Source organism: Nocardioides rubriscoriae (assembly GCF_008087085.1).
Classification (GTDB): domain Bacteria; phylum Actinomycetota; class Actinomycetes; order Propionibacteriales; family Nocardioidaceae; genus Nocardioides; species Nocardioides rubriscoriae.
The window spans coordinates 11382-37944 of record NZ_VIYJ01000011.1 but is presented as its reverse complement, the minus strand read 5'-3'; the positions used below and the strand labels follow the sequence as shown (position 1 = coordinate 37944).

Below are 26563 nucleotides of genomic sequence, written 5' to 3'. Positions count from 1 at the left end.
GGGTGTCGCGTGTCCACAACTGCACCAGCCTCCGTCCGCCGCCGACGACGTCACCTCGTCGCCGTCGCCGCCGTCTCGACCCTGGCCCTCGGCCTCGTCGGCCTGGTCGCCTCAGCGCAAGGCGCGTCACCCACCGCGGGCGACCTGACCGACACCCACCGGTCGGTGTCGTGGACCGGCGGACCGCTGGCCGGCGCCGACCCCGGCGCGCTCCTCGGGACGGGCCCTCTGGTGTGCCTGCCCGCAAGCTGCGACGAGTTCGCCCTGAAGGTCGCCACGCCTGCCGGCTACGGCACCACGCACAACCTCACGATCTCGCTCACGTCGACCTCCCCGAGCGGCCAGGACGACTTCGACCTCTACCTGGTCGACCAGGGCGGCAACGTCGTGGCCTCGAGCGCCGAGGCGGGCGACGAGTCGCTCACGATCCCGGTCCCCGCGCCCGGCACCTACAGCGCCGACGTGGTGGCCTACACGGCCGCCGGTGGCACCTACACGGCCAGCGCCACCATCTCCGACGCGGCGGGCCCCACGCCCGGGCCGGGCCCCGGCCCGGTGCCGACCGACCCCGCGGCCCCCGGCTACGCCACCTACGCCGCGCCGAGCGCCCTGCCGGGCGCCAACGACGCGGGTGAGCCGTCGATCGGCAACCACAACACGCCCGCCTCGCAGGACCCGGCCCTGCCGGACCCCGTGATGTACCAGGCCGGGCTGCACACCTACAAGGTCCTCTTCGACGACACCGTGACCCCCGCGACCGCGACCTGGAGCGACGTCACCGCCTCGGCGACCGTCGGGTGCCTGGGCGGCAACACGACCGGCCTCGACCCGATCCTGTTCACCGACCCGCTCACGGGCCGCACCTTCGAGTCCCAGCTCACCGGCCAGGACTCGCTGACGTGCTACACCGACGACGACGGCGCCACCTGGAACCCCAGCCAGGGCGGCGGTCTGGTCAGCGGTGTCGACCACCAGACCATCGGCGGTGGCCCCTACTCCCCCGACGACCTCGTCGGTGGGTTGCCGGTCAACGACTACCCCCACGCCGTCTACTACTGCAGCCAGGACATCGCCACGGCGCTGTGCGCGGTGTCGCACGACGGTGGCACGACGTTCCCCGTGGTCAACCAGACCTACACGCTCGCCGACTGCGGCGGCCTCCACGGCCACATCCGGATCGCGCCCGACGGCACCGCCTACCTGCCCAACAAGAGCTGCACCGACGCCGACGGCAACCGCACCGCGGCCGTCGTGGTCTCGACCGACGGGGGTCTCAGCTGGACCGTCAAGCCGGTCACCGGCTCGACCGCGGGTGACTCGGACCCGTCGGTCGGCATCGGCCGCGACGGCACCGCCTACGTCGGCTACGTCGGCGCCGACGGCAAGCCCGGCGCGGCCGTGAGCCCCGACCGCGGCGACACGTGGATCCACCACCACGTCGCCGGCGCCTCGGTCCCCTGCACGGGTGCCGCGGACGTCGCTCCCTGCAGCGTCCAGAGCGCCGTGTTCCCCACGGTGATCGCCGGCGACGACGACCGCGCCGCCTTCGCCTACCTCGGCACCACGACGCCGGGCGACTACCAGGCCACCGGGGTCTTCACCGGCGTGTGGCACCTCTACGTCGACACGACCTACGACGGCGGCGCCACGTGGGTGACCACCGACGCGACCCCGACCGACCCGGTCCAGCGCGGCTCGATCTGCACCGGCGGCACCACCTGCGGCGACGACCGCAACCTGCTGGACTTCATCGACATCACCCACGACGACCACGGCCGCGTCGAGGTCGGCTTCGCCGACGGCTGCATCGCGGCGTGCGCCACCGACCCGACGTCGATGACCCACGACTCCTACTCGACCATCGCCCGCCAGACCACCGGCCGGACGCTGTTCGCCAAGTACGACCCGGCCACCGGTCCCACGGACCCGACCACCGACCCGCCCGCGCCGACCAACACCCGGCCCGTGGCGCGGATCGCGCTCGGCTCGCGTCTGGTGGCCGTGGACGAGCAGCTGCGGGTCAGCGGGTCCGGCAGCCGTGACGCCGAGACCCCCGGCCGTTCCCTGACCTACGCCTGGGACTTCGGCGACGCTGCCTCGCCCCGTCTGGCGGGCGGCCTCAAGGCCTCCACGACCTTCACCCGGCACGGCGCCCAGACGGTCACCCTGACGGTCACTGACGCCGACGGCCTGACCGACACCGCGACCACGACGGTCCAGGTGGGTCGTGAGCACGGCTGCGGCAGCCTCGACCAGAAGGGGACCTGGCGGACCCGCAAGGCCGCCGGCGCGTCGGGGAGTCGCTACTGCGAGAGCCCGGAGCAGCAGGCCGGCCGGGATCGTTCCTCGCTCGCCACCACCTTCCGCGGCAGCCTGCTGGGCATCGCCTTCGGGACCGTGAAGGGCGGCGGCACCGCGCGCGTCCTCGTCGACGGCCAGCGCGTCCGCACCCTGGACTTCGGCGGCGCCACGGGCTCGCCGAGGTTCGGCCGTGACATCGTCGTCGGCGGGCTCGGCGCGGGCTCGCACACCCTCGAGATCGTCGTCCGTGGGCGCGCTGTCGTCGACAGCGTCACCTACTGACGTGGACCGGCCACCCGTGACGACACGCCGGGTCCGGCGCGCCACCGTGGCCCTGGCCGGGGCGCTGCTGCTGAGCAGCGGCACCCTGGCGGGGTGCTCGAGCGACAGCAGCGCCGAGAGCGACCGCGACGAGACCGAGGGCTCGGTCCTGGCCGACGCCGCCGACCTCACGACCTGCACGGCCGACGCCACGCCGGTCGCGGCGCCGTACGGCGACGGCTTCCCGAGTGACTGGGCGTTCCCGCCGCAGACGACCGTCTACGACGTCGAGGAGCGGGCCGGGGCCGGCACCATCGTCACCGGCGTCTCGACGGCTCCCCTCGACGACGTGCTCGCCTTCCTCAACGACGACCAGCCGGCCGCCGGCTACACGATCACCGGCGGCGAGACCGAGGACGACGACGCGGAGGCCGACTTCACCCTCGCCAAGCACTCCGGCCGCTGGTCGATCCGCGAGTCCTCGGCGTGCGAAGGAGAGACCGTGATCCAGGTCGTCGCCTTCGAGCGCTAGACCGGCGGCGGTAGGTCCCGAAGGGTCAGCTGAAGATCATGCACGACGAGGTCGCGTGGGCGACCTGCTTGCCGGCCGCGTCGAGGAGCACCGCCTCGGCCAGCGCCGTACGGCGCCCGCGGTGGATGACGCGTCCCTCGGCACGCAGCCGGCCCGAGTCGACGGTCACCGGCCGCAGGAACTTCACGGTCAGGTCGAGCGAGGTGTAGCCCTCCCCCGCCGCGAGCGTGGAGTGCACCGAGCAGCCGGCAGCCGTGTCGAGCAGGGTCGAGATCACGCCGCCGTGGACGGTCCCGAGCGGGTTGTAGTGGCGGGCCTGCGGCACGAGCTCGACGTGGATCGCGCCGTGCCCGCCGCCGAAGTTCTCCATGCCGATGGTGTCGGCGATCGGTGCGCCTGGCAGCTCGCCGCGGGTCATCGCCTCGAGCTGCTCGAGCCCGGTCATCGCGAACGGGTCCACCGGGGCCTGGGTCTCAGTCATGGACCGAGCGTGCCGCCCTTGGCTGGGTCTGTCAACAAGACCTAGACTGTGACCATGCCCACGACACCCGCGACCCCTCCGGCCCTCGCCTGGGCCACCGACAACTGCCAGGTGGCGCGGGCGATGGCCATCCTCGGCGAGAAGGGCACGATGATCGTGCTGCGCGAGGTCTTCAACGGCGTGCGCCGCTTCGCCGACATGCAACGCCACAGCGGCCTGCCCCGCCAGGTGCTCAGCAACCGGCTCGCCCTGCTCGTCGAGCACGACATCCTGCACCGCGTCCCCTACCGCGACGAGGGCAGCCGCGAACGCCACGAGTACCGCCTGACCGCCAAGGGCTTCGAGCTCTACCCCGTGCTCGCGGCGGTCGCCGAGTGGGGCACCCGCTGGTACGCCGACCCCGAGGGCCCACCGGTCGAGCTGACCCACCGCGACTGCGGCGCGGTGGTCACCACGGTCCTCGAGTGCCGCGACGGGCACCGCGTCGACGACGCGCGTGACGTCGTCACGCGACCGGGGCCGGGCGCCCGCCCGTTCGAGGGCTGAGCCGGACGGACGTCAGCCGACGGCACGCCCGCAGCGGTCACGCGTCGTCACAGCGCCTCCAGCTCGAGCTCGTAGTCCAGCTCGGCCGCCTTCTCGGCCATGTCCTTGTGGTGCCGCACGGCCTCCACCCCGGGGAGCAGCAGACTGGCCACCGCGCCGACCGCGAGCCCGATCCCGGGCACCAGCAGGCCGTGCAGCACCCCGTTGCGCCAGGCGTCGCTCGACTGACCCGCGCCGACGGACTCGAAGAAGACCACGCCGACGATCGCCAGCAGCACCGCGCCCCCGACCTGCTGGAAGGTCCCCAGGACACCCGAGGCGGCGCCGGCGTTCTGCACGTCGATGTTGGCCAGCGAGACGTCGAGCAGCGGGACCGCCGCGAACGCGAGACCGACCCCGCCCAGGAACATCGGGCCGGTCAGGTCCCACGTGCTCAGCGCGTCGCCGTGGTGCGCGATCGTCTGGGCGGTCCACGCCACCGCGAGGGTGAACAGCGACAAGCCGATCGTGACCAGCGCCTTGCCGACCTTGTCGACCAGGGGCACGCTCGCGCCGCTGGCGAGGAACGCGCCGACGCTGAACGGCAGGGTGGCGAGCGCAGAGCTGATCGGGGTGAAGCCCAGTCCCAGCTGGAGGTAGAGGGTGACGATGAAGAAGAAGGCACCGATCGACCCGAAGAAGGCCAGCGACGTGAGGCTGCCCGCGGTGTAGCCGCGGTCGCGGAACAGGCTCGGCGGGACGAGCGGGGTGACGCCGCGCTGCTCGACCTGACGCTCGTGGCGGACGAAGGCCACCAGCAGGACCGCCGCGACCGCCATCAGCGCCCAGATCCACCAGGCCCAGCCCTTCGGGCGCCCCTCGATCAGCGCGAACACGACGAGGAACAGCGCCAGTGAGCTCACGACGACCCCGGCGACGTCGATGCTGGTCCGTCGCGGCGACCTGGTCTCGGGGATGAGGTAGGAGCCGCCGACGAGCAGCAGCGCGCCGATCGGCAGGTTGATGACGAAGATGCTGCGCCACTCGAGGCCGGCGACGTCGTGGGTGACCAGGACGCCGCTCAGCAGCGGGCCGGCCACCGCGGCGAGACCGGTGACGGCGCCCAGGGCACCGAGCACGCCGGCGCGGTCCTTGGGGCTGTAGAGGACCTGGACGATCGAGAGCACCTGCGGCACCATCGTCGCCGCGAACACGCCCTGCACGATCCGCGAGACCACCAGGACGTCGGCCGTCGGGGCGAAGGCGGCGACGCCCGAGGCGACGGTGAAGCCGACCACGCCGATCAGGAAGATCCGCTTGCGTCCGTAGAGGTCGCCGAGCCGGCCCATCGTGATCAGGACCGTCGCGAAAGCCAGCACGTAGCCCGAGACGATCCACTCCAGCTGTGACGGCGAGGCCTGCAGGTCCCCCTGGATCGCCGGCAGCGCCACGTTGACGATGGTGGTGTCGAGCAGGTCCATGAAGGTGGCGACGAACAGGACCAGCACGGCGACCGCACGGAGCCTGCCGGTCGGCAGGGCGGCATCGGGAGGCATGCGCGCATTGTGTCGCAGGAGGGGGCGCCGGAGGGGTGAGGCAGCCTCGGGGACTCAGCCCGACTTGCGCATCGCCCAGTCGCGGACCAGGTCGATGCGGGCCCGCAGCTGCTCGGCGTTGGCGATCGCGGCGGCCGGGCCGCCGGCCTCCTTGCGCAGGGCGGCGTGGGTGATGCCGTGGGCCTGGCCTGTGCGGTGGTGCCAGGCGGCGACCAGGCCGTTGAGCTCGCGGCGCAGCACGGCGAGCTGCTCGTGGGTCGAGACCTCGGCCACCGTGTCGGGCGGCGAGCCGGCGGCGGACTGGCGGCGCGCCTTCTGGGCCTTGGCGCTGTCGGCCTGACGCTGCTGGAGCAGCTCCTTCATCTGCGACGGCTCGAGCAGCCCGGGGATGCCCAGGAAGTCCATCTCCTCCTCGGAGCCGTACTGGTCGCCGTCGAAGAGCACGTGGTCGAACGACGCCTCCGAGCCGAGCGCCTCGAACGAGAAGGTCTCGTCGGGCGTGGCGGCGTCGCCGGCCTCGGCCTGCGCGAGCAGCTCCTTCTCCGCGGCGAAGATGTCGTCCTCGTCGGTGACCCGACGGCCCAGCACGTGGTCGCGCTCGAGCTCCATCTCGGAGGCGTGGCTGAGCAGCACCGGCACCGACGGCAGGAAGATCGACGCGGTCTCGCCGCGCGACCTGGCTCGCACGAAGCGCCCGATCGCCTGGGCGAAGAACAGCGGCGTCGAGATGGTGGTGGCGAAGACCCCGACGGCCAGGCGCGGCACGTCGACGCCCTCGGAGACCATGCGCACCGCGACCATCCACCGCTTGTCGCTGTCGGTGAACTCGGTGATCTTCTTCGACGCGGCCTTCTCGTCGGACAGCACGACCGTCGGCGCCTCGCCCGAGACCGAGCGCAGGATCTTGGCGTAGGCCCGCGCGGACTCCTGGTCGGTCGCGATCACGAGGCCACCCGCGTCGGGGACGTGGCGGCGTACCTCGGTCAGGCGCTTGTCGGCCGCGGCGAGCACCGACGGGATCCACGACCCCGACGGGTCGAGGGCGGTGCGCAACGCCTGGTTGGTCATGTCCTTGGTCAACGGCTCACCGAGGCGCGCCGCGATCTCGTCGCCGGCCCGGGTGCGCCACGACATCTCGCCGGAGTAGGCCAGGAAGAGGACCGGACGCACGACGTGGTCGGCCAGGGCGTGCCCGTAGCCGTAGCTGTAGTCGGAGACCGAGCGCGGGATGCCGTCGTCACCGGGGGCGTAGGTGACGAACGGGATCGGGTTGACGTCGGAGCGGAACGGGGTGCCGGTGAGCGCGAGGCGGCGGGTGGCCGGCTCGAAGGCCTCACGCACGCCCTCGCCCCACGACAGGGCGTCGCCGGCGTGGTGCACCTCGTCGAGGATGACCAGGGTCTTGAACCGCTCGGTGCGGATGCGCAGGGCCAACGGGTTGACCGCGACGCCGGCGTAGGTGACCGCCACGCCCAGGAAGTCGCTGGAGATCTTGCCCTTGCCCGCGGAGTACGTCGGGTCGATCGGGATGCCGGCGCGCGCGGCGGCCTCGGCCCACTGCAGCTTGAGGTGCTCGGTGGGCGCGACCACGATCACGCGGTCGACGACACGGCGTCCGATGAGCTCGGAGGCCACCGACAACGCGAACGTCGTCTTGCCGGCCCCCGGCGTCGCGACCGCGAGGAAGTCACGCGGCGAGCGCTCGAGGTAGTCCTTCATCGCCGCCGTCTGCCACGCGCGCAGCGACGGGGCGGTGCCCCAGGCCGCGCGCTCCGGCCAGGCCGGGGTGAGCGCGGGGGTCAGGTGGGGGTCGGCGGGGTCGTGGGCCCCGGTCACCCCTGGTCGCCCGAGTCGTCCTTGAGGTTCTCCCAGGCGTCCTTGCACTCGGGGCAGACGGGGAACTTCTCAGGGGCCCGGCTGGGCACCCAGACCTTGCCGCACAGGGCCACTACGGGGGTGCCCATGACCATGGCCTCGGTGAGCTTGTCCTTCTCGACGTAGTGAGAGAACCGCTCGTGGTCGCCCTCGTCGGTCGGGACGGTCCGCTCCTCCTCGCGCACCTTGGTGTCGGTCGAGGTTCCGAAGCCGAAGGGAGGAGTCACAGCGATCAGTCTAGACGCCACACGGCTCGTGCCGAACCTCGCGGTGAGCGTCGCGCAGCCACGCGCACGAGACCCCGCCGAGGGCCAGGGCCGGGACCACTCCGACCAGGACCGTCGGGACGCCGGTGCTGGCGACCGCAAGCGTGAAGCAGACCACGAGCGAGGCCGCCGCCACGACGATCCCGACGCAGTGCACGACTCGGGGGCGCGGCGAGCGCAACGCGACGACGGTCACGACCACCGGGGCCAGGCCGAGCAGCACCCAGCCGACCCCGTCCGTGCTGGCCGGCTCGTCGGTCAGCCCGGCCACGATCGGGAGCACCAGGAGCAGCAGCGCCGTCCCCGCGACCGCGTAGAGGCCCAGCAGCACCCGCGCCGCCGCGACCAGCCGCGCGGACCGGTCGCGCTGCGCCTCGGCCAGCCCGAGCCCGGCGACACCGACGACCAGCGGCGGCACGACGACCGCGGCCGCCACCAGGACCGCCGTGGTGAGGGTGACGTCGTCCCAGGCGAAGGCGACCTGGGAGGCCCACGCCAGCGCGGCGACGAGGTCGGCCAGCCCGATGACGACAGCTGCCCCGAACGCGGTGCTCGCGGTGCGCGACATCGCGAGGGCGGCGAGGACCAGCAGCGGGAGTCCGAGCGCCAGGCCCGGCAGGATGACGATGAAGGCGAGGCCGCTGTAGTCGCCCCTCTCCCCGGTCAGCCAGTCGACGTAGGTCCAGGCGGCGAGCAGCAGGGCCGCGACGGCGGCGAGTCCGTGCACGGCGCCGACGGCGACGACGACCCGGCGCAGGGTCCGCGGGCCGGTCATCGGTCGGCCACCTCGTCGGTCTCGACGGGGCCGGGACAGCCGTCGGAGTCGGGCAGCAGGAGGGCACACATCTCGGTGAGCATCGCGATCACGACCTCGGGTCGTTCGGTGGTGGGAGCCATGGCCCGATCCCACCGACATCCACGCACGGTCGACCCCGTGCCGGTACTCAGGTAGCTCGCGCGGGAGTACTCAGATCAGTCGACCGCCGTGGGGTCGGGCCGACGTCAGTTGAGGTCGGCGTCGAGCGGGCGGGTCGACTGCCAGGCCAGGTCGCCGGGCTGGCGGCGCAGCACGTCGCGGTGCAGGGTCGAGGTGTCGGCGCGGAAGACGTCGGGGGCGGTGCCGGGCACGACGTACCAGCTGCCCTCCTCGATCTCGCGCTCGAGCTGGCCGGCGCCCCAGCCGGCGTACCCGGCGAAGATGCGCAGCCCGGCGAGCTCGTCGCTGACCAGCTCGACGGGGGTGTCGAGGTCGAGCAGGGCGAGCCGGTCGACGACCTCACGAAGACCGAGGACCTCGTCGTCGCTGCGGCGCAGGGCGACGGCGAGCGCGCCGTCGGTCTCGACGGGTCCGCCCTGGAACAGCACCTCGGGCTCGGCGACGACGTCGCCCCACGCCTCGAGGACCTCGGCGACCGGCAGGCCGGTGGGCCGGTTGAGGACGACGCCGAGCGACCCGTCGCCGCGGACGTCGAGCATCAGGATCACGGTGTCGGCGAAGTTGGGGTCGAGCAGGGCGGGTGTGGCCAGCAGGAGCATGCCGGCGCGTACGTCGGTCACCCGACCATCATGACGCAGACGACGGCAGGGTGCCCGTGGGAGGACGGGCACCCGCCGTCGCGGATCAGGCGGCCAGGACCGACCGCAGGCGCTCGAGGAGGCTGGGCCGCGACGACTCGACCACGAGCGTGGGGATGCCGTGGTGCAGGGCGCGGGCGCGCTCCTCGATGAGGGCGCCGATCGGCGCGGCCTCGGCCTCGGCCGCGGCGTCGCCGACGCTGCCCTGGCCGGCCATCACGGCGAGCAGGGCGTGCTCCTTGACGGTGGCCTTGCCCATCGCCTGCGCCATCGCGTCGTCGACGGGCTCGGCGCGGTAGTGGTCGAGCACGAGGCGTACACCGGGGAGCTCGTCGCACGTGTCGCCCCAGGCAGTGGCGACCGCGAGAGGGAGGTCGAGCGGCTGCTCGAGCAGCTGGCGCTCGATCTGTCCGGCCAGGCGGGTGTGCCACTTCAGCTGCAGGGTGCCCAGCAGCTCGAGGTCGTCGGCGAAGGTCTCGGAGACACCCTCGACGTCGGTGGGGAGGATGCCGTCGCGACGGGTGTTCGCGGTGGCGATCACCGTGCGCAGGATCTCGCCCCGAGAGTGGAAGGTCTTCCAGGTCATGGTGAGCTCCTTGGTCATGGGGCACTCGCATACTGCGAGTACGTACTTGAAGTATGGAACATGCCGAGCGGCATCCACACCTCCTAAGCCGTGATCCTGGCCACCGAGCACGTGCGGTGCATCACTCCAATCCCGCTCAACCATGGGCCGCAGCGCTTCGGCTCACCTGTTCAGGTCGTTCGAAGTGGCGACCGCCACGCGCGCGTGTGGGCCACGTCATAGGGTGTGCGGGTGCCCAAGTCCTCGGTCTCCAAGCTCGTGCCCAAGGTGCCGAGCGTCCCTGGGGCGAGCCGTCGGGCCGCCTACTCGGCCTCGACCAAGCGCGCCCTGGTCGACGTGGCCGAGGAGCTCTTCACCGAGCACGGCTACGCCAACGCCTCGCTCGACTCGATCGTCGCCGGCGCCCAGGTCACCAAGGGCGCGCTCTACCACCACTTCGCCGGCAAGCAGGCCCTCTTCGAGGCGGTCTTCGAGCGCGTCGAGGACGACGCCTCGCGCACCATCCAGAAGGCCATCAAGGGCCACAAAGACCCATGGGACAAGGCCCGGACGGGTCTGCGGACGTTCCTGACCGTCGTCCAGGAGCCACGCTACCGGCGGATCGTGGTGCAGGACGGGCCGGCCGTGCTCGGCCACGAGCGGTTCCGCGAACAGGAGGAGCGCTCGACGTACGCCAACGTCGTCGACATCGTCCGCTCGGTGCTCGTCGCCGGTGCGTGGGAGCTCGACGAGGACATGGTCGAGACCTTCTCGCGGATCTTCTTCGGGGCGATGGCGTCGGCCGGCGAGTCCGTCGCGGGCGCCGACGACCCGATCGTGGCCGCCGACCGGGTCGAGGTCGCGATCAGCTTCATCATCTCCGGCTTCCAGGCCCTCACCGAGGCAGGCGTCGCGCTGCCGAGCGGTCTCGGGCAGCGCCGGGAACCCGCCCAGGACTGAGGGGACCGAGCCGGGTCCGAGCCGTCAGTCGAAGGTGACGTCGCCGGTGGCGGCCGGCACCAGCTCGATCCACGTGTGACCCGGGGGTACGTCGAGCGCGCCGGCGCGGGTCGTGAGCTTGATCGGCGAGTCGAGCGACGACTTGCCCCACGTGCCGCGCACCAGGCGCCCGCCGTGGAAGAGCATCGCGTCGCCGGAGCCCTTGAGCACGGTCTCGGGGACGGGGTTGCCCGCGGGGTCGCGGTAGCCCGCGTCGCCGACCTTCACGCGCAGCACGAGCACGGTGTCGGCCGGGAACGCGTCGCCGTCGGCGGCGTACCCGTCGACGTTGACGTAGGAGCCGTCGCGGTAGGACCAGGTGGTGGTGTGGCCGGGCGAGAAGCGGGCCCGGACCGACGTCGCCGGCTGGCCGGCGGGCAGGTCGTCGTCGGGACCGAAGGGCAGGTAGTCGACCGGGCGGCCGGGGACGCCCTCGGCCGCCTTGGCGACCTCGCCCATGTCGGTGAACAGGTTGTAGGGCGCGTAGCGCGAGGAGTCGCGGAAGAAGCCGGGCGAGCCCTCGGTGTAGTAGTCGATGCCGGCGGCCTCGATGCGCTGGATCGTGACCGAGGCGGCGCCACTGGTGACCATGTCGCCGTCGACGGGCGACACGATGCCGATGTCGGAGGCGCGCATCGAGCGCACCGGACCGACGACCCCGGGGATCGTGGAGTAGTAGAACGCCGCGAGCCGGGTGACCCCGCCCTCGACGAGCTCCTCGACGACGAGGTCGGCGGAGCCGAGGCCGAGCTGCGGGTCGCTGGAGGGGGTGTTGTCCATCTTGAGCACCAGGACGGGGTGCTTGCGCACCGAGGTGCCGCCCTGCACCATCAGGCCGGTCAGCGGCCAGGTGTCGGGGTTGCCGCTGACCTCGGCCCGCGGCGCACTGGCCGCCGTGCCGTCGGGCGCCGCCGGCTGCTCGTCTCCCCCGCCGCACGCGGCCAGCGCGAGGCAGAGCGCGACGGCTGCCGCGAGGGCGGGTACGTGCGGTGTGCGGGGGAAGGGCACGGGGAAGATCCTTCCGGGTCGCCGTCGGACTTTGGTCTATCGAGTCGGTGGACTTATGGACCCAGTGTGGGCGCCGTACGCCGCCGCGCGTGGGACATCGCCTCGGCGAGTCGGCTGTGGTCGCCCTCAACGGCGCCCCGACCACGGACCCAGGCCGACCACGGGGCGCACGGAGCCGGAGGCGGGCCCGGCGTCTCGGCGGCCGCCACCCAGGCCGGCGGCAGCAGTGCCAGGCATGGGCGGCCAGCGAGACGCAGGCCCGCCGGAGGCGACCATTCAGCCGAGCTTGGCGCCGCCGTCGACGTAGAGGGTCTGGCCGGTGATGTAGGAGGCCTCGTCGCTGCACAGGAACGCAGCCGCGGCGGCGATGTCCTCGGGGAACCCGACGCGCTTGACCGGGTTGGCCTCGGCGGCGGCGGCGCGGAAGTCCTCGACGCTGACGCCGACGCGGGCCGCGGTCGCGTCGGTCATCTCGGTGGCGATGAACCCGGGGGCGATGGCGTTGGCGTTGATGCCGTAGCGGCCGAGCTCGATGCCGAGGGTGCGGGTGAAGCCCTGAATGCCCATCTTGGCCGCGGAGTAGTTGGTCTGGCCGCGGTTGCCGAGCGCGGAGACGCTCGAGAGGTTGAGGATCTTGCCGTACTTCTGCTCCACGAAGTGGGCCTGGGCGGCCTTGGTCATGAGGAACGCGCCCTTGAGGTGGACGTTCATCACGAGGTCCCAGTCGTCCTCGGTCATCTTGAACAGCAGGTTGTCGCGGGTGATGCCGGCGTTGTTGACGAGCACGTGGATGCCGCCGAGCTCGGCGACGACGCGCGCGATGGCGGCGTCGACGGCCTCGGCGTTGCTGATGTCGGCGCCGATGCCGATGGCCTTGGCGCCCTCGGCCAGCGGCAGGCGTGCGGCGGCGTCGGCGGCGGCGGCCTCGTCGAGGTCGACGACGGCGATCGACGCGCCCTCCTCGGCCAGTCGCGTGGCGATGCCGAAGCCGATGCCTCGCGCCGATCCGGTGATGACGGCAACGCGCCCGTCGTAGCGACCCATCGTGGTGACTCCTCTGTCGGTGGTCTGGACGAGGCCCACGGTAGAGGGTGGGTCAGGTCGGCCCGATCGGGGCCTGCAGGGCGAAGGCGACGACGGTCATCACCACGATGAAGAACGTTCCGAGAAGCGTCTTGGTCATGCCTGTACAGACGCGCGGGGCGGGCGTTGGGTTGCCTGTCAGCCGAGCGCTTCTCTCAGGCGCTCGGCGTACGACGCGGCCTCGCCGTCGGCGTACGTGGTGCGCGGCCAGAAGAAGCCCCGCAGGCCGTCGCCCTTGGTGCGCGGGACGACGTGGAGGTGCAGGTGCGGGACCGACTGGCTGACCGTGTTGTTGATCGCCACGAAGCTGCCCTGCGCGCCCAGCCCGTCCTTGACCGCGGTCGCGATGCGCTGGGCCGCCGCGAGGAAACCGTCGCGGTGCTCCGCCGGGAGGTCGGGCAGGGTCCCGAGGTGCGTGCGGGGCACCAGGAGCACGTGACCCTTGAAGACCGGGCGCACGTCGAGGAAGCCGAGGAACGCCGGCTCGTCGAGCACGACGTGGGCCTCGGCCTCCCCGGTCACGATCGCGCAGAACACGCACGGCTTGGCCATCCCCCGAGGCTAGTGGCCAGGTCGCGGGGTCACTCCACCCAGCCGTCCCGCGCGTCGACGCAGGAGTCGGCGTAGTCGCAGAAGAGGCCGTCGATGCCGGCGTCGAGCAGCGACTCGACCTCGCCGCGCACGTCGCCCTTGGCGTTGGGGTCGGTGCCGGTGCGGAAGTTGGTCGGCAGGAACTGGTTCTCGTCGCGCACCGTGTAGACCACGACGCGCACGCCGGCACGGTGGGCGTCGCGCACGAGGTCCGAGGGGCGGCCGGTGGCGCCGGCGACGTCGCGGGGCAGGACCTGGATCTTGTCGGGGCCGATCCAGTCGGCGTACCGGGCGACCTTCCGCAGGCCCTCGGCGGAGGTGATCTGGGCGTAGGTGGTGCCCTGGGCGCTGAGGTCGAACGGGCCGCCGCTGGCGCCGGTCAGCTGCACCAGCGGGACGTCGGTGAGGTGGTCGAGCTCCTGGAGGTTGGAGACCTCGAAGGACTGGATGACGACCGGGCTCTTCCTGCGGTCGAGGCCGAAGCGGTCGAGCGTGGCGACCAGGGGCTCCTCGAGGGACAGCCCGATGGAGTCGAAGTAGGTCGGGTGCTTGGTCTCGGGGGCGACGCCGATCGTGGTGTGCAGCTTCTTCTCCCACGTGCGCACCAGGCGCAGGACCTCGGTGAGGGTGGGGATCTCGAAGCGGCCGTCGTAGCGGGTGTTGCCCGGGCGCACCTGCGGCAGGCGCTCCTTGGCGCGCAGGGTCTTGAGCTCGGCGAGGGTGAAGTCCTCGGTGAACCAGCCGGTCACCTGGACGCCGTCGATGCTCTTGGTCGTACGACGGTCGGCGAACTCGGGGTGGTCGGCGACGTCGGTGGTGCCGCTGATCTCGTTCTCGTGACGGGCGACCAGGACGCCGTCCTTGGTCGAGACCAGGTCGGGCTCGATGTAGTCGGCGCCGAGCCGGATCGCCAGCTCGTAGCTCGCGAGCGTGTGCTCGGGGCGGTAGCCGGAGGCGCCGCGGTGGCCGAAGACGAGCGGGGAGGCGAGCTGCCGGACGCGCTGGCGGGAGTCGGCGTGGTGAGCGCCCCGGTCGGGGGCCGCGTCGGCAGGCAGGGTGAAGATGCTGAGCGCGGCGGCGGCCAGGAGGGCGACGGGGGCTGCGTGACGAAGGGTCCGAGAGGTCATGGTCGGACCCCATCGGGCCCCGGTGGCCGGCGGGTGAACGGCGGGCGGGCCCCCGGTGATCGTTGGCCCCACGCGCGGGTCCAGCCGGCTACGGGGCGGGGCAACCGCCGCTGGTGCCGGAGTCACGCACGCCCATGGGGGCCGTGTCGTAGGAGGCCCACGCGCCGTCGGCGTCCTGCAGGCACAAGACGAACTCCACCGCGTCGGGGTCGTAGGTGTAGCCGCCGACCTCGGTGCCGGGCGAGAGCGTGATCCCGGCGGGGGCGAGGGTGGAGACCGCCTCGTCGAGCGTCTGCGGGTAGGGCCCGCCGCGGTAGTAGCTCTCGAGGGCGGGGGCGACCGAGGTCACCTCGGCGACCACGGCGTCGGCGCCGGACCCGGCCGGCGCAGTGGTGGCGCCGGACGCCGAGGGCGACTCGTCGTCGCCGCAGCCGGCGAGACCGAGTCCGAGGGCGAGCACGACGACGGCAGGGAGCACACCACGGGTCATCGGGCCAACCTAGTGCGGTCGGTGGGGTGCTGCGGGTCACCCGTCCGGTGTCGTACGACGCCCGCGCCGGGCGATCACGACCGCGCCGGAGACCATGGCGAGCCCGGCGATCACCAGCAGCAGCGCGGCCGCGACCGAGTCGGGGAACCAGCGGTTCATCGTCGCGGGCAGGTCGAGCACGGCGCTCACGGCTCCCACCGCGAGCAGCGCCAGGTCGTGGACGAGGATCGCAACGGCCACCACCACGACGATGGTGGCGGTCAGCAGCAGCATCCCGGCGTCGGAGCCGGCGGTCAGCATCGCCCCGAACACCGCCATGGCCGAGCCGAGCACGGCGGTCATCCGCTGCGGGGACAGCAGGCCCGCCCACCCGCTCAGCGCCCAGGCCACCCCGACCACCCAGACCCCGAGCCCGGGGAGGTCCGGCTGCTGCGACACCCGGTCGACCGCGGTGGCGAGCGTGACGGCCAGGGCGACCATCATCGCGACCTGCTGCGGCGGCGGCGTCGGGTGCAGGGACCACAGCACGGCCGCGCCGAGCGCGCACCCGCCGGCGGCGAGGAGGGCGACGCTGCTGTGGCCCAGGTCGAGCACCTGGTCCCCCACCACGACGAGCAGGCCCGCCAGGCACCCCAGCGACACGAGCCAGAAGACCGAACGGAGACGTGACCCGAGACCGTCGTCGGCCGGCACGACCGCACCGGCGGTCAGCAGGGCCGCGGCGCTCAGGCCGAGGACCGCCGTACGCCACGGCGTGCCGAGGTCGCCCCAGAAGCGGGCGCCGACGAGGATCGCGCCGACCAGGCACAGCACCCCGCCCAGGTAGCCGACCACCTCGAGGGCCGGCAGGCGGTCGCGCGACTCCCCCGCGCGCTCGGCCCGGGCTTAGCCACGCATCACCTCGGCCTGCTCCGCGGTGATCACGCCGTCGGCGACGCACCGCTCGACGAGCACGTCGACGCGCGAGCGCTCGGCGGTCGCTGTCCACAGCACGGTGCACCTCCTGCTCGCAGCGTCGACGTCCGCGGAGCGCGCCGGCAGGGTCCGAGGTCATCAGGGCGCGGGACCGCAGGGCACGCCCTAACCTCGGGGTGTGCACCCCCTGGTGGCCGCCGCGCCGCAACCCGACTGGCGGCTCGCCGTCGTGCTGGTGGCGCTGGTCGCGATCGCCGCCCTCGCGTCGGCCGTCGGGCGGTTGGGTGTCGGTCGCGACCACCTGACGGCGGCGGCCCGGGCGGTCGTCCAGCTCGCCGCGGTCTCCGCGGTGATCGGAGCACTGCTCTCCTCGCTGTGGGGGGCGCTGGCCTTCGCGATGGTGATGTACGTCGTCGCGACGGCGACCGCGAGCCGGCGGCTCGGCGCGCCGACGCACCAGGCCGGCTGGGTGGCCCTGGCGATCGCGGCCGGCGCCCTGCCGGTGCTGGTCCTCAGCCTCGGTTCCGGGGTGATCCCCTTCAACGGCGCCGGCATCATCCCCGTGGCCGGCATCGTCATCGGCAACACGATGACCGCGGCGACCCTGACGGGGCGCCGGGCCGCCGACGAGCTGCTCGCCCAGCACGGCGCCTACGAGGCGGCGCTCGCGCTCGGCCTGCCGTCGTCGGAGGCGGCGTACCTGGTGCTCGAGCCGTCGGCGCGCGAGGCGTTGACCCCCGGGCTCGACCAGACCCGCACGGTGGGCCTGGTCACGCTGCCCGGCGCGTTCGTGGGTGTGCTCCTGGGCGGCGGGACACCGCTGGAGGCCGGCTCGGCCCAGGTGCTGGTGCTGATCGGGCTGCTGGCGGCCCAGGCCATCACCTGCGCGGTCCTGCTGCGCCTGGTCGCCTCCGCCCGCGTCGTACGACGGGACCTGGCCGCCGTCTTCCCGCGATGACGCAGGTCAGCCCACGGGGTCGGGCGTCACTCGGCCAGGACGAGTGAGGCGAGGTCGCAGGCCTGGGGATGGACCGGCTCCTCGGCCGACCCGTCGGCGTCGGCGACCACGAGCGGAATCCGCATCTCGAAGAGCGTGCCGCTGGGCGCCACAGCCTCTGCACGCAGGGTTCCCTGGTGGCCTTCGACGATCGACTGCGAGATGGCGAGACCCAGACCGGTGCCGTCGATGCCCTCCGCAGTGGCGGAGGAGGCGCGGAAGTAGGCATCGAAGACGCGATCCAGCTCGTCGGCGGGGATGCCTATCCCGGTGTCACGCACCCTCAGCACGGCCTGTGTCCCGACGGTGGCCACCGAGACCTCGACGCGGCCGGCCGCCGGCGTGAACTTGATGGCGTTGCCCACGAGGTTGTCGACCACCTGGCGCAGGCGGTCGGGATCACCGCTGATCAGGGCGACGGCACAGCTGGTGCACGTCAGGTCGACGTGGGAGGTCCTCGCGCGACCTCGACTGGCCTCGACCGCGTCACGGACCAGTGCGGACAGGTCGAGCTCGACCGTCTCGGCAACGTCGATCGGCGAACCCCCCTGCCCGAGGTCGGTCACCAGTCGCTGCACCTGCCTGGCGCGATCGCGGATGACGGACGCCTGGCGCACCACCTCGGGTGACGCCCCGTCCTCCGCGGTGATGAGCTCGGCGTACCAGTCGATGACCATGATCGGGTTGGTGAGGTCATGGCTGACCATGGCGAGGAAGCTCTCGCGCGAGTGCTCGAGGTCGCGAAGGATGCCCAGCTGTCGAGTCTCCTCCGCAAGGAGCTCCGCCCGTGTCCGGGCGAGCTCGGTGGCGAGGGCTGCGTCCTCCCCCATGCGCCGGTGCTCCTTCAGCAGCCTGCGAAGGGTCCACCCGACGACGGCGAGGGCCAGGGCGAATGCGGCGGGGAGTTCCCAGCCCAAGCGCTGGGTCACCTCGATCTCCTGTCGGGTGGCACGCTTGAGATCTGCTCGATGGCTGGCGATCGACGCCTCGAGCAGCTGCTGAATGGAGTCGAGGGCAGGACCGGCCACGCGGTCGTCCCCTCCGGGGGCCACCGGGGCGTCCAGGGTCGAGCGCACCTGGTCCACGTAGCGCTGGTTGAGCAGCTTGAGGTTGGCCAGGATCGGGCCGTCACGTCGTTCGGTGGCCGTGTGTGCCGTGGTGAGTGCGTCGTCGGTCGCAGCGATCGAGGAGTCGAGACGCAGTCGGGCTGCTGCGCTCGGCGCCCGCCGGTACCCGGCCTCGGCCACGGCCTCACCCGCGACCGCTGCTCGGATGTCGCTGTAGGCGATCGCCGACTCGCGGGTCCGCAGCGTCTCCTGCTGCGCCTCACGCATGGACTGAACCGCTGACCACGACGTCACCCCGAGGGCCACGAGCACGACCCCGAGCACCACCGAGGAGAGGAGCGAGGCACGTGTCCGCACAACATTTCCTCCCGGCTCCCGCCATACGTCGGTTCGTGACCACTTCAAGGTGACACATTGGGCCGGTGACCGGAGCCGATTCGCACAAGGCAGACCGTCGGCACCCCCCTGCGCGGGCCGGCATCGTCGCGGTCGCTGCGCTGCTGGTCACCTGCCTCGCCGGCTCGTTGGTCGGGTGCACGACGCCCAGCAGGGACAGCAGCACCGACACCGAGGTCCGCGCTCTTATCGTCTGGCGCCACGCCGGCACCGACGCCGAGGCCCGCGTCTTCGCCGACCAGGTCGACGACTTCAACGCCACCCACCCGGACATCAGGGTGACGGTCAGGACGGTCGCCGAGGGCGACTACAACGACGCGCTGCAGACCGCGGTGGCCGCGCGCGAGGTCCCTGACGTCGCTGAGATCGACGGCCCTCTCGTCGACAGCTACGTCTACCAGGACCAGCTCGCCGACCTGGACCAGCTCCTGCCCACCGAGATCGTGAACGCCCAGCTGACGTCGTTGCGGACCCAGGGGCAGGTCGACGGTCGTACCTACTCGGTGGCGGTGTTCGACTCGGGCCTCGGCCTCTACGCGGACCGTCGGCAGCTGCGCGCAGCACACGTCGCCTGGCCCACGGGGCCCGACGACGCCTGGACGGCCGCGGAGTTCTCTCGTGTGCTGGCCCGGCTCGCCGCGCGCGACGACGACGCCAGGGTGCTCGACCTGAAGCTCAACTACGGTGTCGGCGAGTGGCTCACCTACGGGTTCGCGCCGCTGGTCGCGTCCGCCGGAGGGGACTTGATCGACCACGACACCCTGAGCCCGGTGGGCCATCTCGACGGCGACGCCGCAGTCCGCGCGCTGGGGACCCTGGCCGAGTGGGCACCGTACGTCGACCCGGACACCCGGGACGACGCCTTCACGAGCAGGTCAGTGGCGTTGTCGTGGGTCGGCCACTGGGTCTACCGCGACTACGCCGCAGCCCTGGGCGACGACCTGCTCGTCCTGCCGCAGCCCGACCTCGGCCACGGCTCGAAGTCCGGTCAGGGCAGCTGGTCCTGGGCGATCACGAAGTCGAGCCGGAACCAGCAGGCGGCCGCCACCTTCCTGACCTACCTGCTGGGCACCGACCAGGTGCTGCGGATGACCGATGCCAACGGTGCCGTGCCCGGGACGGACGACGCCCTGGACCGGTCCGACCTCTACGGACCCCAGGGGCCGTTGCGGCTCTTCGCGGCACAGCTCCTGGCCAGCTGTGCCGACGCACCGCCGACGACCTCGTGCGTGTCGGTCCCCCGCCCGGCCACCCCCGCCTACCCCACGCTGAGCGCGCAGTTCTCCTCCGCGGTGTCAGCGGCTCTGACCGGTGGGGACTGGAGGCAAGCACTGCGCGTCGGCACCGAGCGGGTTCAGGCCGACCTCGACGCCAACGACGGCTACCGGTAGCCACTCGCGCACCCAGCCGGCTGACGACCCCGGGCCGGGTGACGCACAAATGACGTAGGCACTATCCGCCACCCGGGCCGGATCGATCCGGCGCATCGAGCACATGCTGGCAACCCCCCGACCTCTCGGAAAGGAAGCCCCCGTGCGCAGTCCGCGTCGTGCTCTCTCGTCCCGTCGTCTCACGGCTGCAGTGCTCCCCGTGCTGCTCGTGCTGGCGATCCCCGCCCAGTCCCGGGCCGTCGTACCCGACCGTGACCAGGTCGTGGCGAGCGCCGCAGGCTCCGTCGCGCGCGCCGCCGGCACTCACCGCGTAAAGCCCACCGCGACTCTCGTGACCGTGGGTTCGCGCTACGTCAGTGCCCCGATCCCGATCCGGGGTCGCACGGCACACCTGGGCTCGGGCCGCTACCGACTCGTCGTCCAGCGACGCATGGGCGGGCAGCCGATGTGGCTCAACCGTGACCAGCAGTACGTGATCAGCGGCGGCTATCGCTTCTCGCCGCAGCACGTGGCCACCCAGGGTGAGGTCGCGTTCCGCACCGTGCTCTACCACCGCGGCAACCGCGTCGCCACCTCGAACGTCGTCAGGGTCAGGGTCGTGCCGCGCTCGTCCTCGGCGACGTGCGCCAGCGCGCCCAGCCCCACGACCTGCCCGCAGCCGGCCTCGACCGTCGAGCAACGCACCGTCGAGACAGCGAACTGCCCGCAGCTCACCGTCGACACGCACCAGGAGGAGCGCACGATCGGGTGGCGCTGGAGCGCCAGCGACCTGGCCTGGGTCCCGGCGCCGTCGCCGTGGGTGACGGTCCCGGGGTCCGAGGGGCAGCGCGCAGCAGGCCTGGCTGACTGCGTGAAGGTCGTGGACGGGATCCCCGCGGGAGCCACCCTGCCGGACCTGCGGATCAAGGACCTGACCAAGTGCGGCGCCGGTGACCTGGCTGCCACCAACGGGACCTGCTTCAAGATCGACCCGGCGGCGCCGTACAGCGCCGACTTCCCGTCGCTGGAGGGCAGGAAGCTGCTCAAGTTCGGCGTCATCACCATAAACGTCGGTGCCGGTCCGAGCGAGATCGTCGCCGATCGGTCTGCGGCCGACGCGACCGACTGGACCGCGTACCAGAACTACTACGGAGCCGACGGGACGCTGCTCGGCTCGGTGCTCGACCCCGGCGTGGGGTTCTTCTACGCCGGCGACGGCCACCACCATTGGCACATCCGGGACTTCGACGACTACCAGCTGCTCGACGCCGGCGGCACCGTCGTCGCCCGCGCGGAGAAGCACGGCTACTGCATCCAGGACAACACGACCTACACGCCGATGCAGGGCCAGCCGGGCGTCCCCGAGGCCCCGGTCTACGGCGAGGACACCTCCTGCGGCAAGGGCCTCACCAGTGCCCTGACCGTGGTCCACGGCCTGAGCCGTGGTTGGGGTGACACCTACCCGACGACGCTGCCCAACCAGGCCATCGACATCACCGGGCTCCCCGACGGGACCTACACGGTCCGTGTCCATGCCGACGCACTCGGAGCCGTCGCCGAGTCCGACGACGCCAACAACACCGCCGAGGTGAAGGTCCAGATCACCGGCGACACCGTCACCGTGGTCCCGGACACCTCGACCGGCGGGCTGCCCTAGACCGACTCGGGGTACAGCGAGTAGGTCGGGAAGTTGCCCATGAGCGGCCCCTCCCCCTCGGTGACCGCCTGCACCAGCAGGTCGCCGCCGACGAAGGCGCCCTTCCAGGAGGCTCCCTTGCCGCCGAACACCTCCTCGCGGTCACCGCGTGAGCGGGGCTTGTTGATGCCGACCTTGAAGCTCTGCAGCTGCTCGCCGACCCGGGCGGCGAAGTCGGCATCGTCGGTGGCGATGGAGCCGACCAGGGCGCCGTTGGAGGCGTTCATGGCGGCCAGCAGCTCGGACTCGCTGTCGACGAGCACGATCGAGTCGAGCGGACCGAAGGGCTCGGCGTGGTGCAGGGCCCAGGACTTCGGGGGCTCCAGGACGCACGCGGGGGCGACGTACGCCGAGGTGTCCTGGCCCCCGAGGAACCGGCCCTGCGACAGCGAGCCACGGTAGAGCGGGATGCCCTCACCGGCGACGGCGGCGTCGAAGTGCCCGACCAGCTCCGCGGCCTTGGCGGCGGAGATGACCGGCCCGAAGTTGAGCGTCGGCAGCTCGTCGTCGGGGTTCTCGACGGCCAGCGGGTGGCCGAAGGTCAGCGAGCGCACGACCGGCAGGTACATCTCGAGGAACTGCGGGAACAGCTCGCGCTGGACGGCGTAGCGCGGGTAGGCGGTGCAGCGCTGCTTGGCGTAGTCGAAGCCCTTGGTCAGGTGGGCGGCCAGCGCGTCCCAGTCGGAGTAGTCCCACACGCCCCAGACGTTGAGGCCCTCCTGCTCGAGCAGGTGGCGCTTGCCGGTGTCGGCCAGCGTGGTGGCGGCCTTGCGGCCGTTGGCCCGCCCGCCGACGAAGGCCAGCGCGCCGATCTCGGGGCTGGAGATGAGGGCGTCACCGAGGGCCGCGCCGACGCCGGACAGCAGCGTCACGGGCAGGCCGGCCCGCTTCATGATCGCGTGGGCGAGGGTGAGGGTGTGGAAGCCGCCCTGCGACGGGGTCTTGGCCACGACGCCGTTGCCGGCCAGGCACTGCACGAGCTCGGCGTGGACCTGGACGCTCATCGGGTAGTTCCACGACGCGATGTTGCTGACCGGGCCCGACAGCGGGGTCCGGCCGGCCAGCTGCCGCTCGATCTCGCCGAGGTACCAGTCGACGCCGGACAGGGCGCGGTCGACGTCGTCGCACGCGAGCTTCCACGGCTTGCCGATCTCCCAGACGAGCAGCAGCGCGAGGGTGTCGCGGTGCTCACGCATCTCCGCGACCGCGGCCGCCACCCGGGCCTTGCGCTCGTCCAGGTCGACCCTGGCCCAGGCGTCGTGCTCGACGTGAGCGTGCTTGACGGCCTCGACCGCCTCGTCGTGGCCGATGCGCGGCGGGCCCTGGATGGCCTGCCCGTCGACCGGGTTGACGTGTTGGCCCGGCTCACCGCTGCGTTGCCACTCGCCCCCGTGCAGGTTGAGGATGCGGTCGGCGTCGAAGGCCTCCGGCGCAGCGGCCCGCGCACGCGCGTAGACCTCGTCCCACGTGGTGCCCGGCTTGATCTGCAGCGTCATGGCGGGAGTGTGTAGCAGAGGGTCCGCCACCTGGTACACCTTCCGGGTCACCGCACCGTGCTGGCGCTGCGGGGTCGGCGTACGACGAGAGCCGCCCCGACGGGTGTCGGAGCGGCTCTCGCTCAAGAGGCTGTGGTGATCTGGTGGAGCTGGCGGGAATCGAACCCGCGTCCTCGAGCGTCGAACCAGGTCTTCTCCGGGTGCAGTCCGTGAAGGCGATTTTCTCGGCCCTGGCGCTCGCACAGACACGTCGCCAACAGGCTCAGTCAGGATTAAGTCCCGATCAACCCTCCTGACAAGGGATGAGCAGCAAGTCTCCTAGATGACGCCAGGATCCGGGACGGAGACGGATGCCCGGTCTGACGGTTCGATCACCGATCAGGCGGCGAGAGCGAACGAACTGCGCTTAGCGTTGGCAGTTATTGGTTTCCAGCGATCGTTTACGAGATGACGCTGGCTCCTCGACCCGCTTCCCCTGGAACTAACGTCCCAAGTCGAAACCGATCAGCCCCTCTTGAGTTGTCGTGCTCCCACAGCCTACCTGCTCCTCCCCACCGCGTCGCCGCGCGAGCCGATCCGAGGGGCCCCGCACCGCAGGATCGCGGGTTAAGGTGCGCACGCCCCTCCCCACCACCCTCGGAAACGGAACGTACATGCGCCAGCTCCTGCGCGGCATCGCCGCCGCCACCGCCCTCTCCCTCGCTCCGCTCACCGCGGTGGCCGTCACCGCCGCGCCCGCCCACGCGGCCGCGACGGTCAACACCACCGTCACCCTGGCCTCCGACATCACCAAGATCGGCTTCTACGGCGACTACTTCTCGATCACCGCCGAGGTCGACGCGACCAACGACCCGGACGGCTACACCACCCCCTTCGTGGGCAGCGCCTACCTGCAGCGACAGGCGCCGGGCTCGTCGACGTGGACCACCGTCGGTACCGACACCGACCCCTCCTTCTCCTACTTCCCCGACTACGACACCTTCCGCGGCAACGCCCTGTTCCGCGTCTACTACACCGGCGGCACCTACCACGCCGGCGAGAGCGACGAGCGCACCTACCCGGCGTCGGTCTCCGACACGGTGCGGATCCGCACCGCTCGCAACATCGACGGCACCGACGTCTCGAAGGGCCGGACCGTGCGCGTGCGGACCGTCGTGAAGCCCAAGTTCGGCGGCAAGAAGGTCCTGGTGCAGAAGAAGCGCTCCGGCGGGTTCCGCACGATCAAGAAGGTGCGCACCAACCGGCAGGGCGTCGCGGTCGTCTCCGTCTCCGGGTCGCGCCGCGGCATCCGCTACCGGCTGGTCGCCCCGGGCGACCGCAACTTCGTGGCCAGCACGCTGACCTTCACCGCCCGGGTCTACTGACCCGACCGCGTTCACTCGGGTGCGTCGCGACGATCGCGGCTCGCCGGGCTGTGCGGCACCCAGCACCATGGAGGACGTGCCCTTCTCCCAGCGGTGGTGTCGTCGGCTCCTGCGGGTCGCGGTCGTCCTCGCCGCGGTCGTCGCGGTGTCGGCGGTGGCGACACCGGTGACCACGCCGCGGCTCCTCGACGACCCGACGGGAGCCGACGGCTGCTCCGACGTCGTGTTCTACGGCGTACGCGGCTCGGGTCAGGACGCCGACGACCGGGCTGCCGGGTTCGGGCGGGAAGCCGCCAGTGTCGCCGCCCACGCGACCGAGCGGCTGCGCGAGGCGGGCCGCAGCGTGACCTACCGCGCCGCGGACTACCCCGCAGCGCGCGGCGGCGGTGACTACGACGCCTCGGTCGACGCCGGTGTGGCGACGACCCGTCGCGACCTCACCGACCTGGCCGAGGGCTGCCCCGGCTCCGACGTCGTGCTGGTCGCGTTCAGCCAGGGAGCGCAGGTCGCCCACCTGGCCCTGGGGGCGGTGTCCGACGCCGTCGCCGGCTCGCTGAGGGGCGTCGTGCTCGTGTCCGACCCGCTGCGCGACGTGGCCGACCCGGCGGTCGAGCTGCCCGGATGGGGTGGCAGCCGGGACTCCGGGGGCTTCGCGCGGTCACCGGCGACCGCGCGCCTCGACCCCGACCTGGCCGGCCGCGTGCTGTCGGCGTGCTACGACAGCGACCCGGTGTGCCACCGCGGCGGCGTACCGGTGCTGGGGATGCTGACCCACGCGTTCCGCTACGAGTGGGGCCCCGCCGAGGACCTGATGGCGGCCTGGGTGCTCGAGCGCCTCGTCGGCCAGGTCGTCGACCAGGCTCACAGGGAGTCCAGACAGGCGAGAGCAGTGCTCACGTAGGCGTCGGTGCGCGGTGACGACACCATGTGCTCGACCAGCTGGTTGGGCGTGTAGGCGATCGTCGTACGGCGGTCGAGGTCGTTGACGACGACCGCGCCGCCGTAGCCGGTCCACCAGCACGCGCGCCCGGTGGGGATCGCCGGGGCCGACGGTGTCGGCAGCCCGTAGCCGGTGCCGAAGACCAGCGGGATGCCCAGCACCAGGTCGGTGCCGTCGGCCTGGACGTCGAAGATGCGGTCGATGGTGTCGGCGCCCAGGAGCCGGGTGCCGTCGAGCGCGCCGCCGTGGGAGACCACCGCCTGGGCGCGAGCGACCCCGCGCGCGTTGCCGTGGCCGCCGGCCGCGCCGACCGCGCCGCGGCGCCAGGCGTCGCCGTTGCAGACCTTCATCGTCAGGAACGGGTTGGCGATGGTGCGCAGCAGGAAGCTGTCGGGCGACAGCGCGGCGTAGTCGACCGAGGTCGACGGCGGCGACCGCAGGTCGGCGACGTCGTCAAGACGGTCGTCGGGCACGCCGAGGAAGAAGTCGGCGCCGAGCGGGCCCGCGACGTCGTCGTGGAAGACCTCGGCCAGCGGCCGGCCGGTCGCGCCGCGCACGATCGCGTCGAGCAGGTGACCGTGGTTGAGGATCTGGTACGCCGGGGCGGAGCCGGGCTCGTACCAGGGCGCCTCCTGGGCCAACCAGCCCTCGCTGAGCTCGAGGTCGAGCAGGTCGTCGACGGCGACCGGCCGGCTCCAGCCGGGGACGCCGCCGGTGTGGCCGAGCACGTGACGCACCCGGACGTCGTCCTTGCCCGCGACCGCGAACGCGGGCCAGTAGTCGGCGACCGGCGCGTCGAGGTCGAGCTGGCCGCGGTCGGCGACCACGAGCGCGGTGAGCGCCGCCATCGTCTTGGTGACCGACCAGACCTGGACGATGGTGTCGCGGGTCCACGGCACCCCGGGACGGGCCTGGCCGCCCCACAGGTCGGCGACCAGCTCGCCGTCGTGCACCACCGCCACGGCGGCGCCGACGTCGGTGCCGTCGGCGAGGTTGCCCGCCAGCAGGTCACGCAGGGGCTCGAACGCGTCAGTGCACTCTCCGTCGACCACGCCCACCACCCTAGAACCCGTTCCAGTCCTGCGGG

At 72.3% G+C, this 26563-nt stretch carries 26 protein-coding genes and 1 other RNA gene; 9 read left to right on the top strand and 18 right to left on the bottom strand.

Annotation, left to right across the window (positions count from 1 at the left end; all coding sequences use genetic code 11):
* The first annotated feature begins 9 nt into the window (after window positions 1-9).
* Together FZC61_RS19040 and FZC61_RS19035 are read left to right on the top strand one after the other, a co-directional pair.
* Window positions 10-2583, top strand: coding sequence for a PKD domain-containing protein (locus tag FZC61_RS19040; RefSeq protein WP_148615767.1), 2574 nt, complete (start codon window positions 10-12; stop codon window positions 2581-2583).
* A 16-nt stretch (window positions 2584-2599) separates the two neighbouring features.
* Window positions 2600-3094 carry a hypothetical protein gene (locus tag FZC61_RS19035; RefSeq protein ID WP_148615766.1) on the top strand — a complete coding sequence of 165 codons (495 nt, stop codon included), beginning with the start codon at window positions 2600-2602 and terminating at the stop codon, window positions 3092-3094.
* A 25-nt stretch (window positions 3095-3119) separates the two neighbouring features.
* On the opposite strand, the gene FZC61_RS19030 is transcribed toward FZC61_RS19035, so the two are convergent.
* A complete protein-coding gene (locus tag FZC61_RS19030; protein WP_148615765.1) occupies window positions 3120-3575 on the bottom strand; it encodes a PaaI family thioesterase in 456 nt (151 codons plus the stop codon).
* A 54-nt stretch (window positions 3576-3629) separates the two neighbouring features.
* Here FZC61_RS19030 and FZC61_RS19025 point away from each other — a divergent pair, with 54 nt between their 5' ends.
* Window positions 3630-4121, top strand: a complete 492-nt coding sequence (locus FZC61_RS19025) for a winged helix-turn-helix transcriptional regulator (RefSeq protein ID WP_148615764.1) — start codon at window positions 3630-3632, stop codon at window positions 4119-4121.
* Between the two features lie 47 nt (window positions 4122-4168).
* Here FZC61_RS19025 and FZC61_RS19020 read toward each other — a convergent pair whose 3' ends face one another.
* The 7 genes from FZC61_RS19020 to FZC61_RS18995 form a co-directional block, all read right to left on the bottom strand.
* On the bottom strand, window positions 4169-5656 hold the full coding sequence (locus FZC61_RS19020) for an MFS transporter (RefSeq protein WP_148615763.1): 1488 nt from the start codon (window positions 5654-5656) through the stop codon (window positions 4169-4171).
* Between the two features lie 54 nt (window positions 5657-5710).
* Window positions 5711-7492 carry a DEAD/DEAH box helicase gene (locus FZC61_RS19015; protein WP_148615762.1) on the bottom strand — a complete coding sequence of 594 codons (1782 nt, stop codon included), beginning with the start codon at window positions 7490-7492 and terminating at the stop codon, window positions 5711-5713.
* Window positions 7489-7758: a DUF3039 domain-containing protein gene (locus FZC61_RS19010; RefSeq protein WP_246142793.1), complete on the bottom strand. Its 270-nt coding sequence runs from the start codon at window positions 7756-7758 to the stop codon at window positions 7489-7491. Before FZC61_RS19010 ends, FZC61_RS19015 begins: the two co-directional genes overlap by 4 nt.
* Window positions 7759-7768: 10 nt before the next feature.
* Window positions 7769-8572, bottom strand: coding sequence for a hypothetical protein (locus tag FZC61_RS19005; protein WP_148615761.1), 804 nt, complete (start codon window positions 8570-8572; stop codon window positions 7769-7771).
* Window positions 8569-8694, bottom strand: a complete 126-nt coding sequence (locus tag FZC61_RS23995) for a hypothetical protein (RefSeq protein WP_281289844.1) — start codon at window positions 8692-8694, stop codon at window positions 8569-8571. Before FZC61_RS23995 ends, FZC61_RS19005 begins: the two co-directional genes overlap by 4 nt.
* A 105-nt stretch (window positions 8695-8799) precedes the next feature.
* Window positions 8800-9354 (bottom strand): YqgE/AlgH family protein, encoded by a 555-nt coding sequence (locus FZC61_RS19000; RefSeq protein ID WP_246142792.1) that lies wholly within the window; start codon window positions 9352-9354, stop codon window positions 8800-8802.
* Window positions 9355-9418: 64 nt separating this feature from the next.
* Window positions 9419-9976, bottom strand: a complete 558-nt coding sequence (locus FZC61_RS18995; protein ID WP_148615760.1) for a hypothetical protein — start codon at window positions 9974-9976, stop codon at window positions 9419-9421.
* 213 nt (window positions 9977-10189) lie between these two features.
* On the opposite strand from FZC61_RS18995, the gene FZC61_RS18990 reads away from it, so the two are divergent.
* A complete protein-coding gene (locus FZC61_RS18990; RefSeq protein ID WP_148615759.1) occupies window positions 10190-10897 on the top strand; it encodes a TetR/AcrR family transcriptional regulator in 708 nt (235 codons plus the stop codon).
* 24 nt (window positions 10898-10921) lie between these two features.
* On the opposite strand, the gene FZC61_RS18985 is transcribed toward FZC61_RS18990, so the two are convergent.
* From FZC61_RS18985 to FZC61_RS18960, 6 genes are all read right to left on the bottom strand, one after another.
* Window positions 10922-11944, bottom strand: a complete 1023-nt coding sequence (locus FZC61_RS18985) for a DUF3048 domain-containing protein (protein ID WP_148615758.1) — start codon at window positions 11942-11944, stop codon at window positions 10922-10924.
* A 276-nt stretch (window positions 11945-12220) separates the two neighbouring features.
* Window positions 12221-12988, bottom strand: a complete 768-nt coding sequence (fabG, locus tag FZC61_RS18980) for a 3-oxoacyl-ACP reductase FabG (RefSeq protein ID WP_148615757.1) — start codon at window positions 12986-12988, stop codon at window positions 12221-12223.
* Between the two features lie 177 nt (window positions 12989-13165).
* A complete protein-coding gene (locus FZC61_RS18975) occupies window positions 13166-13579 on the bottom strand; it encodes an HIT family protein (protein ID WP_148615756.1) in 414 nt (137 codons plus the stop codon).
* Between the two features lie 29 nt (window positions 13580-13608).
* Window positions 13609-14745: a glycerophosphodiester phosphodiesterase gene (locus tag FZC61_RS18970; protein WP_148615755.1), complete on the bottom strand. Its 1137-nt coding sequence runs from the start codon at window positions 14743-14745 to the stop codon at window positions 13609-13611.
* Window positions 14746-14833: 88 nt separating this feature from the next.
* A complete protein-coding gene (locus FZC61_RS18965) occupies window positions 14834-15235 on the bottom strand; it encodes a hypothetical protein (protein ID WP_148615754.1) in 402 nt (133 codons plus the stop codon).
* Between the two features lie 36 nt (window positions 15236-15271).
* Window positions 15272-16069: a hypothetical protein gene (locus FZC61_RS18960; protein WP_170286188.1), complete on the bottom strand. Its 798-nt coding sequence runs from the start codon at window positions 16067-16069 to the stop codon at window positions 15272-15274.
* 259 nt (window positions 16070-16328) lie between these two features.
* Between FZC61_RS18960 and FZC61_RS18955 the strand changes: the two genes are divergently transcribed.
* Window positions 16329-17108, top strand: coding sequence for an ABC transporter permease (locus tag FZC61_RS18955; protein ID WP_211357339.1), 780 nt, complete (start codon window positions 16329-16331; stop codon window positions 17106-17108).
* A 26-nt stretch (window positions 17109-17134) separates the two neighbouring features.
* On the opposite strand, the gene FZC61_RS18950 is transcribed toward FZC61_RS18955, so the two are convergent.
* Window positions 17135-18571 (bottom strand): sensor histidine kinase, encoded by a 1437-nt coding sequence (locus tag FZC61_RS18950; protein WP_148615752.1) that lies wholly within the window; start codon window positions 18569-18571, stop codon window positions 17135-17137.
* A 65-nt stretch (window positions 18572-18636) separates the two neighbouring features.
* On the opposite strand from FZC61_RS18950, the gene FZC61_RS18945 reads away from it, so the two are divergent.
* The gene (locus FZC61_RS18945) at window positions 18637-20001 is read left to right on the top strand and encodes an ABC transporter substrate-binding protein (protein ID WP_170286186.1); all 1365 of its coding nucleotides are present in this window, start codon (window positions 18637-18639) and stop codon (window positions 19999-20001) included.
* Window positions 20002-20200: 199 nt separating this feature from the next.
* Complete coding sequence (locus FZC61_RS18940; RefSeq protein WP_148615750.1) at window positions 20201-21637, top strand: lysyl oxidase family protein; 1437 nt, start codon at window positions 20201-20203, stop codon at window positions 21635-21637.
* On the opposite strand, the gene FZC61_RS18935 is transcribed toward FZC61_RS18940, so the two are convergent.
* Window positions 21634-23172, bottom strand: a complete 1539-nt coding sequence (locus FZC61_RS18935) for an aldehyde dehydrogenase family protein (protein WP_148615749.1) — start codon at window positions 23170-23172, stop codon at window positions 21634-21636. The two genes, FZC61_RS18940 and FZC61_RS18935, sit on opposite strands and share 4 nt — an antisense overlap.
* Window positions 23173-23313: 141 nt before the next feature.
* Window positions 23314-23684, bottom strand: a transfer-messenger RNA (tmRNA) gene (ssrA, locus tag FZC61_RS18930).
* Window positions 23685-23825: 141 nt separating this feature from the next.
* Between ssrA and FZC61_RS18925 the strand changes: the two genes are divergently transcribed.
* Together FZC61_RS18925 and FZC61_RS18920 are read left to right on the top strand one after the other, a co-directional pair.
* Window positions 23826-24536, top strand: a complete 711-nt coding sequence (locus tag FZC61_RS18925) for a hypothetical protein (RefSeq protein WP_148615748.1) — start codon at window positions 23826-23828, stop codon at window positions 24534-24536.
* Between the two features lie 76 nt (window positions 24537-24612).
* A complete protein-coding gene (locus FZC61_RS18920) occupies window positions 24613-25437 on the top strand; it encodes a cutinase family protein (protein ID WP_170286185.1) in 825 nt (274 codons plus the stop codon).
* On the opposite strand, the gene FZC61_RS18915 is transcribed toward FZC61_RS18920, so the two are convergent.
* Window positions 25398-26528, bottom strand: coding sequence for a serine hydrolase domain-containing protein (locus FZC61_RS18915; RefSeq protein WP_211357338.1), 1131 nt, complete (start codon window positions 26526-26528; stop codon window positions 25398-25400). The genes FZC61_RS18920 and FZC61_RS18915 overlap by 40 nt on opposite strands.
* Window positions 26529-26563: the final 35 nt, after the last annotated feature.

Coding starts and splice junctions, on each gene's coding strand:
- FZC61_RS19030 (WP_148615765.1), bottom strand. CDS start 3,575: ATGACTGAGACCCAGGCCCCGGTGGACCCGTTCGCGATGACCGGGCTC.
- FZC61_RS19025 (WP_148615764.1), top strand. CDS start 3,630: ATGCCCACGACACCCGCGACCCCTCCGGCCCTCGCCTGGGCCACCGAC.
- FZC61_RS19020 (WP_148615763.1), bottom strand. CDS start 5,656: ATGCCTCCCGATGCCGCCCTGCCGACCGGCAGGCTCCGTGCGGTCGCC.
- FZC61_RS19005 (WP_148615761.1), bottom strand. CDS start 8,572: ATGACCGGCCCGCGGACCCTGCGCCGGGTCGTCGTCGCCGTCGGCGCC.
- FZC61_RS23995 (WP_281289844.1), bottom strand. CDS start 8,694: ATGGCTCCCACCACCGAACGACCCGAGGTCGTGATCGCGATGCTCACC.
- FZC61_RS18995 (WP_148615760.1), bottom strand. CDS start 9,976: ATGACCAAGGAGCTCACCATGACCTGGAAGACCTTCCACTCTCGGGGC.
- fabG (WP_148615757.1), bottom strand. CDS start 12,988: ATGGGTCGCTACGACGGGCGCGTTGCCGTCATCACCGGATCGGCGCGA.
- FZC61_RS18975 (WP_148615756.1), bottom strand. CDS start 13,579: ATGGCCAAGCCGTGCGTGTTCTGCGCGATCGTGACCGGGGAGGCCGAG.
- FZC61_RS18970 (WP_148615755.1), bottom strand. CDS start 14,745: ATGACCTCTCGGACCCTTCGTCACGCAGCCCCCGTCGCCCTCCTGGCC.
- FZC61_RS18965 (WP_148615754.1), bottom strand. CDS start 15,235: ATGACCCGTGGTGTGCTCCCTGCCGTCGTCGTGCTCGCCCTCGGACTC.
- FZC61_RS18935 (WP_148615749.1), bottom strand. CDS start 23,172: ATGACGCTGCAGATCAAGCCGGGCACCACGTGGGACGAGGTCTACGCG.
- FZC61_RS18925 (WP_148615748.1), top strand. CDS start 23,826: ATGCGCCAGCTCCTGCGCGGCATCGCCGCCGCCACCGCCCTCTCCCTC.